General features: G+C 66.4%; 14 protein-coding genes. 2 read left to right on the forward strand and 12 right to left on the reverse strand.

Translation table 11 applies throughout. The features are described from left to right. Positions 1-267: 267 nt before the first annotated feature. The 12 genes from JOF46_RS02040 to JOF46_RS02095 all read right to left on the reverse strand — a co-directional run bounded on the left by JOF46_RS02040 (position 268) and on the right by JOF46_RS02095 (position 14,477). Entirely contained in the window at positions 268-1,524 is a 1,257-nt protein-coding gene (locus JOF46_RS02040; protein WP_209905801.1) for an acyl-CoA dehydrogenase family protein, read from the reverse strand. A gap of 1 nt (position 1,525) precedes the next feature. Then, positions 1,526-2,602 (reverse strand): phosphotransferase family protein, encoded by a 1,077-nt coding sequence (locus tag JOF46_RS02045; RefSeq protein ID WP_209905802.1) that lies wholly within the window; start codon positions 2,600-2,602, stop codon positions 1,526-1,528. A 2-nt stretch (positions 2,603-2,604) separates the two neighbouring features. Continuing rightward, positions 2,605-3,723, reverse strand: coding sequence for an ABC transporter substrate-binding protein (locus JOF46_RS02050; RefSeq protein WP_209905803.1), 1,119 nt, complete (start codon positions 3,721-3,723; stop codon positions 2,605-2,607). Positions 3,724-3,797: 74 nt separating this feature from the next. Beyond that, entirely contained in the window at positions 3,798-4,814 is a 1,017-nt protein-coding gene (locus JOF46_RS02055; RefSeq protein WP_209905804.1) for an NADPH:quinone oxidoreductase family protein, read from the reverse strand. A 4-nt stretch (positions 4,815-4,818) separates the two neighbouring features. Next, the gene (locus JOF46_RS02060; protein WP_209905805.1) at positions 4,819-5,040 is read right to left on the reverse strand and encodes a biotin/lipoyl-binding carrier protein; all 222 of its coding nucleotides are present in this window, start codon (positions 5,038-5,040) and stop codon (positions 4,819-4,821) included. Positions 5,041-5,042: 2 nt separating this feature from the next. Next, positions 5,043-6,428 (reverse strand): acetyl-CoA carboxylase biotin carboxylase subunit, encoded by a 1,386-nt coding sequence (locus tag JOF46_RS02065; protein WP_209905806.1) that lies wholly within the window; start codon positions 6,426-6,428, stop codon positions 5,043-5,045. Between the two features lie 10 nt (positions 6,429-6,438). Continuing rightward, positions 6,439-7,998 (reverse strand): acyl-CoA carboxylase subunit beta, encoded by a 1,560-nt coding sequence (locus JOF46_RS02070; protein WP_209905807.1) that lies wholly within the window; start codon positions 7,996-7,998, stop codon positions 6,439-6,441. A 5-nt stretch (positions 7,999-8,003) separates the two neighbouring features. Further along, entirely contained in the window at positions 8,004-10,334 is a 2,331-nt protein-coding gene (locus JOF46_RS02075; protein WP_342592335.1) for an acetate--CoA ligase family protein, read from the reverse strand. A gap of 480 nt (positions 10,335-10,814) precedes the next feature. Next, positions 10,815-11,717, reverse strand: coding sequence for a LysR family transcriptional regulator (locus tag JOF46_RS02080; RefSeq protein WP_209905809.1), 903 nt, complete (start codon positions 11,715-11,717; stop codon positions 10,815-10,817). A gap of 112 nt (positions 11,718-11,829) precedes the next feature. After that, positions 11,830-12,645, reverse strand: coding sequence for an SDR family NAD(P)-dependent oxidoreductase (locus JOF46_RS02085; protein ID WP_209905810.1), 816 nt, complete (start codon positions 12,643-12,645; stop codon positions 11,830-11,832). Positions 12,646-12,746: 101 nt separating this feature from the next. Next, complete coding sequence (locus tag JOF46_RS02090; protein ID WP_209905811.1) at positions 12,747-13,601, reverse strand: ABC transporter permease; 855 nt, start codon at positions 13,599-13,601, stop codon at positions 12,747-12,749. Positions 13,602-13,643: 42 nt separating this feature from the next. After that, complete coding sequence (locus tag JOF46_RS02095; protein WP_209905812.1) at positions 13,644-14,477, reverse strand: SDR family NAD(P)-dependent oxidoreductase; 834 nt, start codon at positions 14,475-14,477, stop codon at positions 13,644-13,646. 398 nt (positions 14,478-14,875) lie between these two features. Here JOF46_RS02095 and JOF46_RS02100 point away from each other — a divergent pair, with 398 nt between their 5' ends. Further along, positions 14,876-15,715, forward strand: coding sequence for an ABC transporter ATP-binding protein (locus tag JOF46_RS02100; protein WP_209905813.1), 840 nt, complete (start codon positions 14,876-14,878; stop codon positions 15,713-15,715). Then, positions 15,708-16,523, forward strand: coding sequence for an alpha/beta fold hydrolase (locus JOF46_RS02105; protein ID WP_209905814.1), 816 nt, complete (start codon positions 15,708-15,710; stop codon positions 16,521-16,523). Before JOF46_RS02100 ends, JOF46_RS02105 begins: the two co-directional genes overlap by 8 nt. Positions 16,524-16,560: the final 37 nt, after the last annotated feature.

The following is a 16,560-nucleotide window of genomic DNA, read 5'->3' on the forward strand; positions in this document are numbered from 1 at the left end:
CGCGGACCGGATCTTTTGCCCCGGCAATTGCGTGGTTGCTGCTTGTGGCTGTTTCGACTGGCAACGGGGCACCTTCACTGGGGAGCGGATCCGGAAGGGCGATCCCTCGCATCCGGTGTGACCCAAGTCTCCACAGCGGGCTTTGTCGGCGGTAGAGCGCGGGCCATTGCAGGGTGATAAGAATCCGCTATCGCGGGTTGCCTTCTACGCGGGCATGAAAAAGGTCCCGCCACCACAAGCTGTGGTGACGGGACCTTTTGGCTAAGGCTAGGCCTTGGCTGCTGCGGCCGCTGCGCGGGCCTCGCGGCGGGCGCGCTGGCGCTTGAGCTCGTTGCGGGCCATGGAGTTCTTGTGGACCTCGTCCGGGCCGTCAGCGAAGCGGATGGTGCGCGCGTAGGCGAAGGAGGACGCCAGGAAGAAGTCCTGCGACAGCCCCGCGGCACCGTGCACCTGGATGGCCTTGTCGAGGATCCACTCGACTGCTGCCGGGGTGGCGATCTTGATGGCCTGGATCTCGGTGTGGGCGGCCTTGTTGCCCACGGTGTCCATGAGCCATGCGGTCTTGAGGACCATCAGGCGAAGCTGTTCGATCTTCACGCGGGACTCGGCGATCCAGGTGCGCACCACGCCCTGGTCGGACAGCGGCTTGCCGAACGGCGTGCGGGCATCCGCGCGCTCGCACATCATCGAGATGGCGCGCTCGGCCATGCCGATGGCGCGCATGCAGTGGTGGATGCGGCCGGGGCCCAGGCGGGCCTGGGCGATGGCGAAGCCCTCGCCCTCCGCGCCGATGATGTTCGAGACCGGGACGCGGACGTCCTTGAACTCCAGCTCCGCGTGGCCACCGTTGTAGTGGTCCTCGTAGCCGAAGATGGTCATGCCGCGCTTGACGGTCACACCCGGGGTGTTGCGCGGAACCAGGATCTGGCTCTGCTGCTTGTGGCGCTCCGCGGTCGGATCGGTCTTGCCCATCACGATGAAGATCTCGGCGTTGGGGTTCATGGCACCGGTGATGAACCACTTGGTGCCGTTGATGACGTACTCGTCGCCGTCGCGCACGATCGAGGTTTCGATGTTGGTGGCATCCGAGGATGCGACCTTCGGCTCGGTCATCGCGAAGGCCGAACGGATCTCGCCGTTCAGCAGCGGCTTGAGCCACTTTTCCTTTTGCTCCTCGGTGCCGAACTCGGCCAGCAGCTCCATGTTTCCGGTGTCCGGGGCGGCGCAGTTCAGTGCGGCAGGGGCCAGCGTGCGGGCGCGCCCGGTGATCTCGGACAGGGCCGCGTACTGGACGTTGGTCAGGCCGGCACCACCCTCGCCCGGGAGGAACAGGTTCCACAGCCCGCGGCTGCGGGCCTCGGCGCGCAGCTCGTTGAGGATCTTGGACTCGGACCAGGCGTACGGGTTCTCCATGGTCTTGAGCTCATCGGCGAAGGCCTGCTCGTTCGGGTACACGTGCGAGTACATGAAGTCGACGAGTTCCTTCTTCAGGAGCTCCGTGCGTTCATCGATCGAGAATTCCAATTTACTTGTGCTCCTTCAGTGATTCGAGCCCGAGTTCAATCAACAACGGCACGGTGCTGCCGCTGTCCTCGAAGCCCTCGCCAACGGTCTGGCGGTTGATGTGTCTGTAGCGGACTCCCTCGGAGATGCCGGCGAGCTTGAAGCAGGCCAGTCCCAGGTGGAATCCAAAGCCTTCGAGCTTTCGTCCGCTCTCGGCCTCGTAAAGCGCCATGATCTCCTCGGTGGAGAGGTATCCGGGCGCCAGGGTCACGTCGTAGTTGGCCGGGTCGGTTGTTTCGTAACCGGCAACGATCTTGGCACGGCGCTGGTAGGTCAGCATCAGTGCAAGGTCCAGCAGCGGGTCCCCGAGCGTGGCCATTTCCCAGTCGATGACCGCCGCGGGCAAGTCGTCCGGGCCCATCAGCACGTTGTCCAGGCGGAAGTCGCCGTGCACGATGCCGGCGGCGGACTTGGCCGGAACCGTGGCCAGCAGCTTTGCGTGCAGTTCCTCGACGCCGGGAAGCTCGCGGGTCTTGGACGTATCAAGCTGCTGCTTCCAGCGCTTGACCTGGCGGCCCAGGAAGCCCTCGGGGCGGCCGAAGTCGCCCAGGCCCACCTGTGCGGGGTCGACGCTGTGCAGCTTGGCCAGGGTGCCTACCAGCTCGGTGGACAGGCCGCGGGTGCGTTCCTCGCCCAGTGCGCGCAGCTCGTCGGCGTAGCGGTACGGCACGCCGTCGATGCGTTCCATGATGTAGAAGTCCGCGCCCAGCACGTCCTTGTCGCCGCAGTAGGCGTACATCTTGGCGACCGGCACATCGGTGCCGCGCAGGGCGTCGGCCATGGTGTACTCGCGGCGCATGTCGTGTGCCGTGGCCATGATGGTGCCCAGCGGCGGACGGCGCACGATCCACGCGTTGGTGCCGTCGGTCAGTTCGTAGGTCAGGTTCGACTTGCCGCCGGTGATCAGCGTTGCGGACAGTTCCCCGGCGACCATGCCGGGGTGTTCGGCCGCAAGCCAGTCGGTCAGCTTGTCGAGGTCCAGACCCGTGGGGGAAACGCGCTTCGTTGCAGCGTTGGTGTTTTCGGTGTTGGTGCTCATGTTTAGGCCCTTGCAAATTCAGGTACGAGCGATTCGAAGGTGATATCGCCCTTCTTGACACTGCCGAAGCGCAGGGCCAGCTCGGCCATGTGGTCCACGGTCTCCTTGCTGGCCTTGAACATCGGGTTCAGTTTCGGTGCCACGTCGGCGGCATAGTGCTCGACGTAGGCCTTGGCGATCTCGGGTGCCTTGCCGCCAAGCCCTGTGGTGTTCAGCAGGTCCGCTGCCTTGTCCGGATTCGCGATGATCCACTTGTTGGCGTCTTCCTGCGCGGCCAGCCAGTTCTGCACGACCTCCGGCTTCTGCTCCACCAGGTCCTCGCGCACCCCAATGGCCACGACGGCCTGGTTGCGCATCAAGTCCGGAACGCCCTTCTCGGCGAAGTCGATCAGGATGGTGCCCCCGGTCTCCTTGGCCACAAAGCGCGTGGAGGTCCACTGGACCGTCACGTAGGCGTCGACGCGGTCGGCCTTCAGGTTCGGGATGGCCTGTGCGGTCGGGCCGATGGCAAGGGCCGTGACATCGGAATACTTCATGCCCGCAAGTTCCAGGGCCAGCTTCAGCTGCAGGTCGCCGCCGGCGCCAACGGAGGAGACACCGACCTTCTTGCCCTTCAGCGAAGCCATCTTTTCCTCGAAGCTCGCATCCGCGGACGGCCACTGGTGCTTCTGGCTGCCCACGATGCCGTAGGTGGTTTCCATGGTGCGGAAGCCGACCAGCAGCGGGCGCTTGCCCTTGGAGCTGTTGGCGTGGGTGGCCATGAGCAGCAGCGTGTCGGCGGCGTAGCCGTCGATGGCGCCGGCAACCAACAGCTGGAAGGCCTGGACCCCGGATTGCGGGTTCAGGTGCTTGGGGACGTTGAGGTTGTGCTTGGCATAGTCCTTGTTAGCCAGGTTGACCGCGTCAAGGAAGTAGGCGTCGCCGGGGAAGGCGGCAATGGAAAAGTCCGTGACCCCACCCTCGGAGGCGTTTTTGCCGCCGCCGCAGGCCGCCAGCAGCGGCACCGAACCGAGCGCCGCGGCACCCAGGCCGGCGTACCTCAGCAGGGAGCGGCGTGAGACGCCCCCGTCCAATCCCTGCAGTCCGCCGAAGGGCGATCCGCCGTTCCGTGATTCAAACATTCCTACTCCTGAGTGATTGGTTCGTGCCTTGTTTGAAGGCGGCAGCCGGTCCGGGCGCCTGTGCCCCGTTGGTGCTACGTGGAGCTCTGGGAGTGTTCCATGACCACGCGGCCCACGGTCTTGCCGTCGGCCAGGCGCTGCAGGCCGGCGGGCACGCCGTCGATCTCGAAGCGCTCGGACACGAAGGGCACGATGGCCCCGGAGTCGGCCAACCGGGTCAGTTCCTTGTGGCAGTCGTCGACCGCCTGCGGGTTCTTGGTGTTGTACAGGCCCCAGTGGATGCCGAGGATCGCGTAGTTCTTCACCAGTGCGTGGTTCAGCTTGGCGGACTGGATCTCCCCGCCGGCGAAGCCGACCACGATGATCCGGCCCTCGAAGGCGATGCACTTGGTGGAGCGCTGGTAGGTTTCGCCGCCGACCGGGTCGTAGATGACATCCGCGCCCCGCCCGTCGGTGAATTCGTTGACCAGTGCCACGAAGTCTTCCTCGCGGCGGTCGATGACCAGGTCCGCACCGAGCTCCTTGGCGTATGCGGCCTTCGCCGCACCGCCGACCACGCCGATGACCTTGGCCCCGGCGGCCTTGCCCAGCTGGATGGCGGCGGAACCGACGCCTCCGGCGGCGGCATGCACCAGCAGGGTTTCCCCGGGCTGGATGCGGGCCAGGCGGTGCAGGCCGAACCAGCCGGTCTGGTACCCGATGAACAGGCAAGCTGCCTGCGCATCGTCAAGCGATGCCGGCGCCGAGTGGACCGCGTGCTGGTCCATCAGCGCGTATTCGGCGAACCCGCCGTGCGGAAGCGTGGTCAACCCCAGCACCCTGTCCCCGACCTTGGCGCGGGTGACACCCGGGCCGGTGGAGATGACCTCGGCGCAAACCTCGCGACCGGGGGTGAAGGGAAGCTCCGGCTTCACCTGGTAGACGCCGCGGCACATCAACACGTCGGGGAAGTTGGCCGCGGAGGCGAGCACGCGCACCAGGACCTGGCCTTCACCGGGGGTTGGTACAGCGCGTTCGACTAGCTGCAGGGCATCGACCGGTTCACCGAGTTCGGTGACCGACCATGCCTTCAGGGTGCTGGGGATCGTCATGCTGCTACTCCGCTTCGAAACTGACCAGGGCCTGGCCCGGTGCCACCACGTCGCCCTCGGCGACGTGGAGCTCGGTCACGGTGCCGGCGTCTTCGGCCATGACGGGGATTTCCATCTTCATGGCTTCGAGGATCATGAACACGTCATCTTCCTCGACCTTGTCGCCCGGGGCGACAAGGATCTTCCATACGTTGGCACCCATGTCTGCTGCGATTGTTTCTGCCATGATCATGCACTCCTCTTGGCCAGCTTGGCCTGTTCTTTAAGTCGTTGCTGGATGCGCTCCACCAGACCGGTGTCGTAGCGTCCATCGGTGAATTCTTCGTCGTCGAGGATCTCCTCGAGGAAAGGCTGGTTCGTGACCAATCCCTCGATGACGAAATCCTCGCAGGCCTTGACCGCCCGTACAAGGGCTTCCTCGCGGGTTTCCCCGTACGCGCAGACCTTGGCGATCAGCGAGTCGAAGTGCGGGGTCACCTCGGTGCCGGCCGCGTAGCCGGAATCCACGCGGATCCCGTCTCCGGTCGGCTCGATCCAGCCGTCGATCGGGCCGGGGCGCGGGAAGAACTTCTTCGGGTCCTCGGCGCAGATCCGCAGTTCGATCGCGTGTCCGCGCTGGACCGGGTTGAAGTCCGGCGTGGTGGTGCCCGAGGCAGCAATGCTCAGCTGCTGCTCGATCAAATCGACCCCGTGGGTCATCTCGGTGATCGGGTGCTCGACCTGGATGCGGGTGTTCATCTCCAGGAAGACGAAGTCCCCGGTGCGGGTGTCGAGCAGGAACTCGACGGTGCCGGCGTTGCGGTAGCCGACCGAGCCGGCCGCGGCGATGGCGGCCTCGATGAGCTTCGCGCGGATCTCCGGGGCCAGGTTCGGCGCCGGGGATTCCTCGATGAGCTTCTGGTGGCGGCGCTGGGTGGAGCAGTCGCGTTCGCCAAAGGCCACGATGGTCCCGTTGTCCAGGCCCAGGACCTGGATCTCGATGTGCCGTGCGGACTCCACGAAACGCTCGATGAAGACGCGGTCGGAGCCGAAGCTGCGCTCGGACATCGACTTGGTGTTCTCGAACGCCTTGCGCAGTTCCTCGTCGGTGTGGGCCACGGCCATGCCGATGCCGCCGCCGCCGGCCGAGGCCTTGACCATGACCGGGTAGCCCACGGTCTTGGCTGCTTCAACCGCTTCGTCGCCGGTCTTCAGCGCCGCACCGGCGTCGCCGGAGATCGGCACGCCCGCGACGGCCACGGAGCGACGTGACTCGACCTTGTCGCCCATGACCTCGATGACCTCGGCCGAGGGGCCGATCCAGGTCAACCCGGCCTCGGCAACCTGCCGGGCGAACCCGGCGTTTTCGGCCAGGAACCCGTAACCGGGGTGGATCGCGGTGGCGCCCTGCGCCTTGGCGATCGTCACGATCTGGTCCTTGTCGAGGTACGACTGCACCGGCGTCGCACCGGTCAGCTCGATAGCGACATCGGCCTCGGAGACGTACGGCAGGCCGGCGTCCACCGCGTGGTAGACGGCCACGGTGCGCACGCCCACGCGCTTGGCGGTGCGGATGATCCTGCGGGCGATCTCGCCGCGGTTGGCGATCAGCAGGCTTTCTGGAAATGCATTCACGGTTTTCCCCTTAGAAGCTCGTCGGCCAGGTGCTCAGGTTGTGTTCGCCGATGCCGTTGGTGCGGGCACGGTAGTGGTCCTTGAGGGCGCCGATGATGTAATCGCGCGTCTCTGCCGGATCGATGACCTGCTCGAAGCCGAAGACCTGGGCCACGTCGTAGGCCGTGGTGCCCTTGGCCATCTCGGCCAGGCGCAGCTCGTACATCTCCGGATCGGTTTCCTTGTCGATGCCGTGGACCACGGCGACCGCGGAGGTCGGGTCCATGAAGCTGACCTCGGAGGACCACCAGCCGGCGGTGGAGTCGGCGGTGCCGCCGCCGCCCATGTTGATCAATGCCTGTCCGTAGTTCTTGCGCATCGTCACGGCGATCTTCGGGACGGTGACCAGCGACAGGGCGTTCATCCAGTTGATGATCTTGCCGGCAACCTTGCTGCGCTCGGCCTCCAGGCCGATCAGGAAGCCGGGCTGGTCAACCAGGTGGACGACCGGGATGTTGTAGGAGTCGCACAGCACCAGGAAGCTGGTCGCCTTGTCGCAGGCAGCCCCGTCCAGTGCGCCGCCCTTGAACTGCGGGTTGTTGGCGATGATGCCCACGGACTGGCCGTTGATGCGGGCCAGCGAGGTGACCAGGGACTTGCCGTAGCGGGCCTTGATCGGGAAGACCGAGCCGGTGTCGGCAATGATCTCGATGACCTTGCGCACGTCGTAGGTCTGCGTGCGGGACTCGGGAACGATCGCCTTGAGTTCCGCGGCGCGCTCGCCCGAGCCGGCCGGGACCGGTGCGGTCGGCGGCAGCTCGCCGTTGTGCGAGGGCAGGTAGGACAGGAAGCGGCGGATCAGTTCGATCGCTTCCTCGTCGGAGTCGGCGACCGCGTCGGCGAACCCGGTGACCTCGGCGTGCATCTTCCAGCCGCCGAGTTCCTGGGCGTCGACCTGCTGGCCGGTGGCGCGGGCCACCAGGTTGGGGCTGGACACCGCGAGCACTGCACCCTTGCGGAAGACCGCAAAGTCACTGGTCATGGTGTGCCAGGCGGCCGAACCGAAGCAGTAGCCGAAGGCCGCGGACACCCATGGGCTTTCGCGCTTGCGCAGGAAGCGGGTCTTGCCGTTGGCCGAGCCCATGCCGGTGCCGCCCATGGCGTCGGGCATGCGCACGCCGGTGGACTCGGAAAGGTAGACCAGCGGCTGGCCGGTCTTGACCACCATTTCCTTGAAGTGGGACATCTTCTTGTTGCTGATCGGGGACGAGGAGGAGCCCTTGACGGTGAAGTCGTAGGCGACCACGCTCGCGCGCCGGCCGTCGATCTCGCCGCTGCCGGTGATCTTGCCGTCGGCCGGGGTCTTGTCGCGGTCCGCCGGCACGGCCGAGGTCACGAACAGCCCGGACTCGCGGAACGTGCCCGGGTCCAGCAGCAGCGCGACGCGCTCGCGTGCGTTCAGCTCGCCCTTGTCGCGGCGGGCATCAAGCTTCCGGGCCCCGCCCATGGCCAGGGCGGCGGCGCGCTTCTGCTCGTGCTCCTGCTCGCGGGTCAACTTTGCATCCTGGGTCTTCACGGCTTCCTGCGTCATGACTGCTACCTTCCTTCCGTGCCGTTGGCACCCGTGTGGGTGGCCCGGCTCTGCTCAAGTACTGCGCGCGCGGCAAGTGCCGCGTCTTCGAATGCCGGGAACACGGGGATGCCGATCGCCCGTGCGCGCTTGGCGTAGGCCTCGATCATCTCCCCGGTTTCGGCGCTGCCGTCGGTCTTCAGGACCAACAGCTGGTGGGTGCCGGGCGCGGATGCGTCACGGGCCTCGGCGATGGAATCAATGATGTTTCCGGTGACATCCCCGTGGGTGGCCCCGAGGTTGCGCTGGATGATGCCCACGTTCAGGTGGGAGATCAACAGAGCCGGGCTGGACCCGGCCAGCACGGTCTTGAGGATGTCCCCCGCAACGGCGCCGTTCTTGACCGCGAGGGTCCCGGCCGGCACGTCGATGGGGTTGTGGAAGCCGTTGCCCGGGGGCAGTTCGAGGGACTCGAGGGCGGCGATGACCGAGTCGGGCAGCGGCGAGGTGCCGACGCCCTGGCGGTCCAGCGCGTCCGCGCCGAGCACGGAGGCGCCGCCGCCGTTGCCGAAGAGCACCGCCTCGCGCCCGTTGGTCGCAACCGACAGGTCAAGGGTGGACAGCGCGTGCAGCGCGGTGGCGAACTCGGCCAGCGAGTCGACCAGGGTCATCCCGGCCTGGCGGGCGATTGCCGGCCAGAGGCGGTGGTTGCCGGCCAGCGCACCGGTGTGGCTGGTGGCGGCGCGTGAACCCTCGGCCGTGCGGCCTCCGGCCAGCAGCACCACGGGCTTGCGGGTTTCGGAGTTCTCGAGCACGTCCAGCACCTCGCGGGCGATGCTCAGCGATTCGAGGTAGAGCCCGATCACCTGGACCTCGTCGTTGGCCAGGTGGGAGGCGACGAGCTCGGCGGCGGAAACGTCGGCGCTGTTGCCGATGCTGACCACGGAGTGGAAGTCGATGCCGCTGGAGGCGCCGACGCGCAGGATGTCAACGGAGAGCCCGCCGCTCTGCGAGACCACGGCGGTGGTGCCCGGGGTCAGCGGTGCCTGCGGGACGAAGGAGAGCTTGCCGGCCGAGGCGTGGGTGCCCAGGCAGTTCGGGCCGATCAGGCGGATGCCCGCCTCGCGCACCGTGGCAACCAAGGCCGCTTCGAGCTCGATGCCCTCTTCGACCTCGCCGAAGCCGCTGGAGACGACCTGGGCGAAACGCACCTTGCCGGCTCCGGCGCGCAGCGCATCGGCGACGCGGGCGCCGGGCAGTGCCACGAAGGCGTAGTCGATGGGTTCGGTCAGCTCGGCCAGCGAGGCGATTGCCGGCAGGCCTTCGATGACCGCGGTGGTGGGGTTCACCGGGACGATGGTCCCGTCAAAGCCGTTGGCGATCATGTTCTGGATGAAGCGGTTGGCCATGTTGGGGCGCTTGCCGCTGGCACCCAGGACCGCGATGCGGCGGGGGTGGAAGAGCGGGGTGAAGTCGCCGACCTCGGTGCGTGCCCCGGCTGCCGCGGAGCCGGAGGCTTCCACTGCGGTGCGGTTGACCACGAAGCGGGCGTCAACGGCCACGGCACGGGTGTCCGAGACGATGATCGGGTTCAGGTCGATCTCCTGGACGTCCTCGGGCAGCGAGGCCAGCAGGCCCTCGGGGCCGGCAAGGTTCGAGATCAGCGAGACAAGTGCCGGGATGTCGGCCTTGATCCCGCCGCGGGCGCCCTCAAGCACCTTCATGCCGCGCAGTTCATGCAGCATGTCAAGAATCTGGGATTCATTCAGCGGGGCCAGGCCGAAGGCCACGTCCTCGAAGACCTCGACCAGGATGCCGCCGAGACCGACCATGACGGTCCAGCCCAGTCCGGGGGCGCGGACGGCCCCGACGATGATCTCGTGGCCGGCCGGGATCATTTCCTCGACCAGCAGGCCCTCGAGTTCGTGGCCGGCAGCCGCGAGGGACTCACGCATCTGCGCGGCGACCTCGTCGATCTCGGCGCGGGTCACGCCGACCCGAACACCGCCTGCGTCGGACTTGTGCACGAGCGTCGCTGAGATCGCCTTGACGACCAACGGTTCGCGAAGGTGGTCCGGGAGTTCCTGGCCAACTTCTACTTCAACGCCTTGCGGAGTATCGATCCCAAAGGCCGAGAGCAGGGACTTGCCCTCTGCTTCGGTGAACATGGCAGATTCCCTGGTACGGGCCTGCGCTACGAGCTCGACGATGGTCGCTGAGCTACGGGGTTGGGCTGTTTCGACTAACAACTGGGGCACCTCACTGGACGGTCGGATCTGGGCGTCAAACTCTCGCGCCCGGTGTGATCTCAGTCTCGCCAGCGAATCGGGCCCTGTGAAGGGCGAGCGCGCTGGCACGGTGATATGACCGCGCTATCGGCGCCTGGTCGCGGGGGTGTTCAGTGCAGTGTCCCAACCGCTGCCCAGCCCCGCCAAATGCACCATCCACGGGGTTTGGCCCGCCGGGGAGCCGGGGATTTCGCGCCCCGTGCCGCAGCCTGGGGGCAACGTCCCGGGGTCCGTCCGAAACGTAACAAGGCGGCAGTTTCGGTGCTCCGGGTGGCCAGGGGGTCGGATCCGGCATGCGTTCCGGGGTGGGCGGGAATCATCCGGGGCCCGCCGGGCGGGCCCCCCTGGCCTGCGCGTGCGACCCGATGCGTCGGCCCCGCGGGGACCGCAACCCACCCTCGGGAGGCGCGATGGCCCGCCACTGGACAGTCCCTGTGCGGTGCCATGGCCGGGGGCCCGGGGAATGGCAGCCAAGGAACCCGGCTGCCCGCCAGGCAGGGCCCCGGAGGGCTCCTGCGTGGCGTGTGGCCCGCCGAGGCCGCTATCGGGTCAGAAGGTCTTCGCGGCTTCCCGCAGCAGACGCAGGAAGGCCTGCACGGCCGAGGACCTGGCCTCGTCCTTCCTGACGATGGCGGAGGTGCTGGCCCGCGCCCATTCGAAGGGAAGCGGCACAAGCGCAACGCCGTTTCCGCTGATGGTCGATTCGAGCAGCGTGTTGGCCATGCAAATACCCACACCGGCACGCACCATGGCTTGCGAAGCCTCCGCATTGGGCGTCGTGTAAACGATCCTGGCCTCGACACCCTCCAGCATTTTCTCGTAGGCCACTCGCAGGATGCTCGACTCCGCGGGGAAGATCAGCGCCTCCCCCTCCAGGTCCGCAGGCTCGAAGTCGTCCTTGCCGGCGAGCCGGTGGTCTTCGGGGACCGCCAGGACCAGCCGGCCGGTGATCAGGTCGACGTGGTGCAGCAAGGCGTCCTCGGCCGGGGTCAGCTCGATGCCCGGCAGGCGGGTCACCAGGCCCACGTCCAGGTGGCCGCTGAGGACACCGCGGACCACCATCTTCGACGGCCCCTCATCCACCTCGAAGCGCACATTGGGGAATTCGGTCAACAGGCGTTTGACCACCTTGGGAAGAATCGTCTGGGAACCGGCCGGCACCGTGCCGAGCCGGACCGCGCCCAGCTTCAGTCCGCCGATGGCGCTGGCCTCCTCGCGAAGCATGCGCTCGGCCTGGACCGCCGCAATCACGTGCGGCAGGATCCTTTCGGCCGCATAGGTCGGCCGCACGCCCTTCGCACCGCGGGTCACCAATATGACCCCCAGGTCCTCCTCGAGCCGTTGCACTTGGTTGGTGATTGTCGGCTGCGAGATATCTAGCTCCTTGGCAGCTTGCCGGAACGAACCGGTTCGCAATGCTGCCTCCAGGTAGCGCAACTGCGCAAATCTCATGGCGCCCTCTCTATTGCTGTCGCGGCCGAAAGCCGCTGGTGCCTACGTTACCCCGATCACAACTGTCGAACGGATTTCGTTAAGCACCCCGACCGATTCGTCCCTGCCGCTTTCAGCCACGCAACCCGTCGAGGCCAGTGGCATCCCGGGACAGCGCCCCGCCATCGACGGCGATCGTGGAGCCGGTGATGTACCCGGCCGCCGGCGACAGCAGGAACGCAATCGCGGAGGCGATTTCGTGGGGCTGGCCAAGCCGGCCGAGCAGCGGAGCCGCAGCCAGTGCCTGCGCGTCGGATTCGCTTCGTGCCTTGGCGACGTACCGTTCCGAGAGGAAAAGCCCAGGTGCCACCGCGTTGACGCGGATGCCGCGGGGGCCGTATTCGGCCGCAAGCTGCTTGACCCATACCTGCAGCGCCGCCTTGGCCGGGCCGTAGCCCGGTGCCACCAACCCGCCGCGCGAGGCAACCACCGAGGACACATGCACGATCGAACCCTCCGCAAGCAGCGGGACCAGCTTGCGTGCGGCCAGGAAGGCATGCGAGAGGTTCACCGTGAAATCGCGTTCCCAGTCCTCCAGGCCGTAGTCGGCGATCGGCTTGGCAAGCATCTGCCCGATGACATCGACGTACCCGTTGATCGTCCCGAACCCGGAGGCGGCCGCTGCAGCGATGCGCTCGATGCCTTCCTCGGTCGTGGCATCGGCGACCAGCCACGGCGCGCCCAGCGAGCCGGCCACTGCGGAAACCGCATCGGCGTTGATGTCAACGCACAGCAGCCGCCCGCCCAGCCCGGCGACCATCCTGCTCACATGCTCCCCGATCCCGCTGCCGGCGCCCAGGACGACGAATGACTTCCCGTCCAGTCTGAACAGGCCTGGGTAGTTCACGGCGCTGGCCGGGGTCGGCCGGGATGGATTGGCGATCTGCATGGAAAGGCCCTTTCGTTAAGCGATCGAGGCCGGGGCAGCGTTGGTAGCCTGCCCCGGCCTCGATCATCCTGAGTGCAATTTTTGTTCGGTCTATTGCCGACCTAGCGGGTCCACTTCGTCACGAGCTTCTGCAAGCCCGAGATGGAAAGGTCCAGGACCATCGAGAGCAGGCCCATGGCCAGCAGGATGGCGAAGGTCTCCGAGACCTGGAAGTTGTTGGTCACCACGACCAGCCGCTGCCCGAGGCCGGTGTAGGCCCCGACCATTTCCGAGACCACCGCACCAAGCACCGAATAGACAGCTCCCAGGCGCAGGCCGCCGACGATGGACGGCAGCGCCGAGGGCAGCTCGATCTTGAAGAAGCGCTGCGCCTTGGACATGCCCAGGGACTGGGTCAGCTGCTTGATGTCATGGTCCAGGGCCTGCAGGGCACCCATGGTGCTGGTCATCAGGACGAAGAACACGACGCTGAAGGCAACCAGTGCCTTCGGACCGAAGCCCAGCCCGAACCAGAGGATGAAGATCGGTGCAAGCGCCGGGCGCGGCAGCGAGTTCATCAGGGTCAGGAACGGCCTGGCGGCAACGTGGAGAACCTCGACACGGACGAAGATCACGCCGGCCAGGATGCCCAGGATCGCGCCGGAGACAAGACCCGCCATGGCGCCGCTGAACGTCGCGGCGACGTCGGTCCAGAACGTGGAGTCCGCCAGCTGCTTGACGAAGGACAATCCGACATCGCCCGGGGTGGAAACGAGCGTCGGATCCATGATCCCCTGGCCGGTCACGAAGGCCCAGCTGAAGATGAAGACGGCAAGCGCGCCGATCCTCAGGGCCCAGACACCGAACTGTCGGTTGATGCGTGATCGGCGCCGCTCGGCAACGATCGTGCTGTCGTCATAGGCATGTGCGCCCGTGGCTGCCACTGCTGCGCCGCCGGTCTTGGCTATCGTTTCCATGTCGAGCCCCTTCACTTCCGGTCTTCGGTGGTACTGAATGAATCACGCATTGCGCGGTTCCCTGACAAGCTTTGAATCCAGCGGCGATGAGGTGTGCGGCCCGCCGGTGACCTGCAGGACGGTGCCGGTGATGAAGCTTGAGGCATCCGAGCACAGGTACAGGCAGGCGTCGGCGACTTCCTCGGGAAGCCCCACGCGCCCCAGGGCCAGGAACTCGCCGAAGGACTTCTCGACATCCGCATTGGCGAAGCGCGAGGACGGAGTCAAGGTGGCGCCCGGCTCGACGCAGTTGGCCCGCACTCCGCGGTCCGCCCACTCCCAGGACATGGTCTTGGTCAGCGAGGCAAGCCCCGCCTTGGCAGCTGCGTACGCGCCGCGCATCGGGTGGGCGTAGTTCGCCGATCCGGAGCCGACGTTGATGATGTTTCCGCCACCCTGGCGCTCGAAGATCGGGAGGCAGGCCACGGAGGTGTGGAACGCGCCGGAGAGGTTGGTTCCGATGGTGGCGTTCCACGCGTTGACCGAAAGGTCTTCCAGGCGTGCGGCGAAGTTGCCGCCGGCGTTGTTGATCAGGATGTCGATGCGGCCGAATTCCTCAAGGGCGGTCCGGACCAGCAAATCGGCGGTCTCGGGCTCACGGATGTTGCCGGTCACCACCACCGCCTTGCGTCCGAGTTCGCGGATCTGCTCGGCCTTGGCCTCAAGGGCTTCGGCCTTGCGTCCGTGCAGGATCAAATCGGCGCCGGCCTGTGCGAACTTGTCGGCGAGCGCCGATCCGATGCCGCCGGAGGCGCCCGTCACGATGACGACCTGGCCGGTGAAATCGAAGATGGTCTGGCCCACCTTTTTGCTGGTGCTGCTGACTGCGTTCGTCATCTGACGTCCTCCTGGTTTTGATGCGTTCCCGGTGTGTGCGGCTGGTTCACGCACTGCGGGCCGTCATGGCAATGGTGCGTTTGAGAAAGCTTCCATCCATTCGCTCCCCAGGGCAATGAACTAACCGCTATCGTTGCGATAGCCCCGGAAAGCCCGACTTTTCCTTGACTCTGCCGCGCATGTGTTCAACGATTCATGGACAAGCAGGTGACGTGCACCACAAGCATAAGCCTCCCGGTTTCATCGTGTTCATAGCTGTTCCAGCGTGACCATCGCTGGTGCCGGCTCAGCAATCCTCAACCAACGTAGACTGCCAAACGGGTCGGCCCCGCAACCCAATGACTGGAGCGAAAATGTCTGATACAACCCTCCGTTCAACCCCCGATAGTGAGACTCCCATGACTGAAAAGACGGCCCAGTCCTCAACGGCCAGAGGGGTCTCTGTCGAGTTCGAGAACGTGAACCACAGCTTCCTGCACGGCAACCGTCCTGTGCGGGTGTTGGACAACTTCAACCTGAAGATCGAGCCATCCGAGTTCGTCAGCATCGTCGGCCCCTCGGGCTGCGGCAAGACGACGGCCCTGGGCATGGTCGGCAACCTCCTGAAGCCGCGCGCCGGCAAGGTCCTCATCGACGGCCACGAGGTGCGCCCTGGCAGCAACGACGCCGCCTTCCTCTTCGCCCGCGATGCGCTGCTTCCCTGGCGCCGGGTCCGCAGCAACGTGGAACTCGGCATGGAGATCCGCGGGGTTCCCAAGGAAGAGCGCCGCGTGCGCGCCGAGGAGTGGCTGCGCAAGGTCCGCTTGCACGAATTTGCCGATTCCGACGTCCTGCACCTGTCCCAGGGCATGCGCCAGCGCGTTGCGATTGCCCGGACCTTGGTGCAGAACCCCAAGGTCCTGCTGATGGACGAGCCCTTCGCGGCCCTTGACGCACAGACCCGCGCGATCCAGCAGGAAGAGTTCACCAGCCTCTGGGAGGCCGAGCGTCCGACTGTCATCTTCGTGACCCACGACCTCGAGGAAGCCATCCTGCTGTCCGACCGCGTCATCCTCATGGCCAGCCGCCCGGGCCGCATGGTGGTCGACATGAAGATCGAGCTCGAACGCCCGCGTCGCCAGGAGATGCGCCGGGATTCGGACATGTTCAAGTCCTACTTCCACGAAATGTCCGACCGGCTTCGCAAGGAAGTCGACCTCGCCGAAGAACGCATCAGGGAGGAAAGCAAGAATGACTAACAACATCCTTCAGAAGATCACCGCTCCCGACGGCACCACCACCGTCTACCGCCAGTACGGGCACGGCCCGCGCCTTCTCACCGTTCTGCACTCGCTTGCATTGGACGGATCCTGGTACGCACCGCTGGCCGAGGCGCTCGGCGATGACTATCGCCTGCTCGCACCCGATTTCCGCGGGCACGGCCAAAGCGCACGCGGGGACTCGACCCCCACCCTGGCCCTCGTGGCCCAGGACATCGCCGCCATGTGGGACGCCGAGAACGTGCAAAGCTCGGTCATCCTGGGCATTTCGCTCGGCGGCATGGTCGCCCAGGCCGTTACCGGCAGCTTCCCCGATCGCGTCGATGCGCAGATCCTGATGGCCACCCGCGGCGCCTACGACGACGCGGCAACCACCGGGACCCTGGCGCGCGCCGCAGAGGTCCGGGCCCCGAACGGGCTCGAGGATGTCGGAGACGTAACCATGCACCGCTGGTTCGGCGACAACTCCACCGACGCCTCCAACCCCATGGTGCTGCAGGCCCGCACCCAGTTCCTCGAGGCCGGCGGCAACACGATCGCCGAGTACTTCGAGGCCATGACCACGGTCGGCGACTTCCAGCTTGACACGCCGCCGCCAACCCTCGTGGTCGGCGGCGACGACGACCGAAGCATCCCCCGTGCGTTCGTCGAGCAGCTAGCCGCTTCGATCCCCGGCGCCGAGCTGCTCTTTGCCAAGGGCGGGCACCTGGTTGCCTTCGAGAATCCGGAAGAGGTCGCCAAGACCGTGCGCCCCTTCCTTGATGCACTGGACTGCTGGACCAACTAACGGCCCTTCGGGTCCGCCGTACACTTAAACTGCCTTA

Origin of the sequence: Paeniglutamicibacter psychrophenolicus (genome assembly GCF_017876575.1) — a bacterium.
GTDB classification, from domain to species: Bacteria; Actinomycetota; Actinomycetes; order Actinomycetales; family Micrococcaceae; genus Paeniglutamicibacter; species Paeniglutamicibacter psychrophenolicus.

Bases quoted from the DNA above. Each gene is read 5' to 3' on its own strand.
- JOF46_RS02100 (WP_209905813.1), top strand. From the start codon at position 14,876: ATGACTGAAAAGACGGCCCAGTCCTCAACGGCCAGAGGGGTCTCTGTC.
- JOF46_RS02070 (WP_209905807.1), bottom strand. From the start codon at position 7,998: ATGACGCAGGAAGCCGTGAAGACCCAGGATGCAAAGTTGACCCGCGAG.
- JOF46_RS02055 (WP_209905804.1), bottom strand. From the start codon at position 4,814: ATGACGATCCCCAGCACCCTGAAGGCATGGTCGGTCACCGAACTCGGT.
- JOF46_RS02050 (WP_209905803.1), bottom strand. From the start codon at position 3,723: ATGTTTGAATCACGGAACGGCGGATCGCCCTTCGGCGGACTGCAGGGA.
- JOF46_RS02080 (WP_209905809.1), bottom strand. From the start codon at position 11,717: ATGAGATTTGCGCAGTTGCGCTACCTGGAGGCAGCATTGCGAACCGGT.
- JOF46_RS02045 (WP_209905802.1), bottom strand. From the start codon at position 2,602: ATGAGCACCAACACCGAAAACACCAACGCTGCAACGAAGCGCGTTTCC.
- JOF46_RS02095 (WP_209905812.1), bottom strand. From the start codon at position 14,477: ATGACGAACGCAGTCAGCAGCACCAGCAAAAAGGTGGGCCAGACCATC.
- JOF46_RS02105 (WP_209905814.1), top strand. From the start codon at position 15,708: ATGACTAACAACATCCTTCAGAAGATCACCGCTCCCGACGGCACCACC.
- JOF46_RS02085 (WP_209905810.1), bottom strand. From the start codon at position 12,645: ATGCAGATCGCCAATCCATCCCGGCCGACCCCGGCCAGCGCCGTGAAC.
- JOF46_RS02060 (WP_209905805.1), bottom strand. From the start codon at position 5,040: ATGGCAGAAACAATCGCAGCAGACATGGGTGCCAACGTATGGAAGATC.
- JOF46_RS02090 (WP_209905811.1), bottom strand. From the start codon at position 13,601: ATGGAAACGATAGCCAAGACCGGCGGCGCAGCAGTGGCAGCCACGGGC.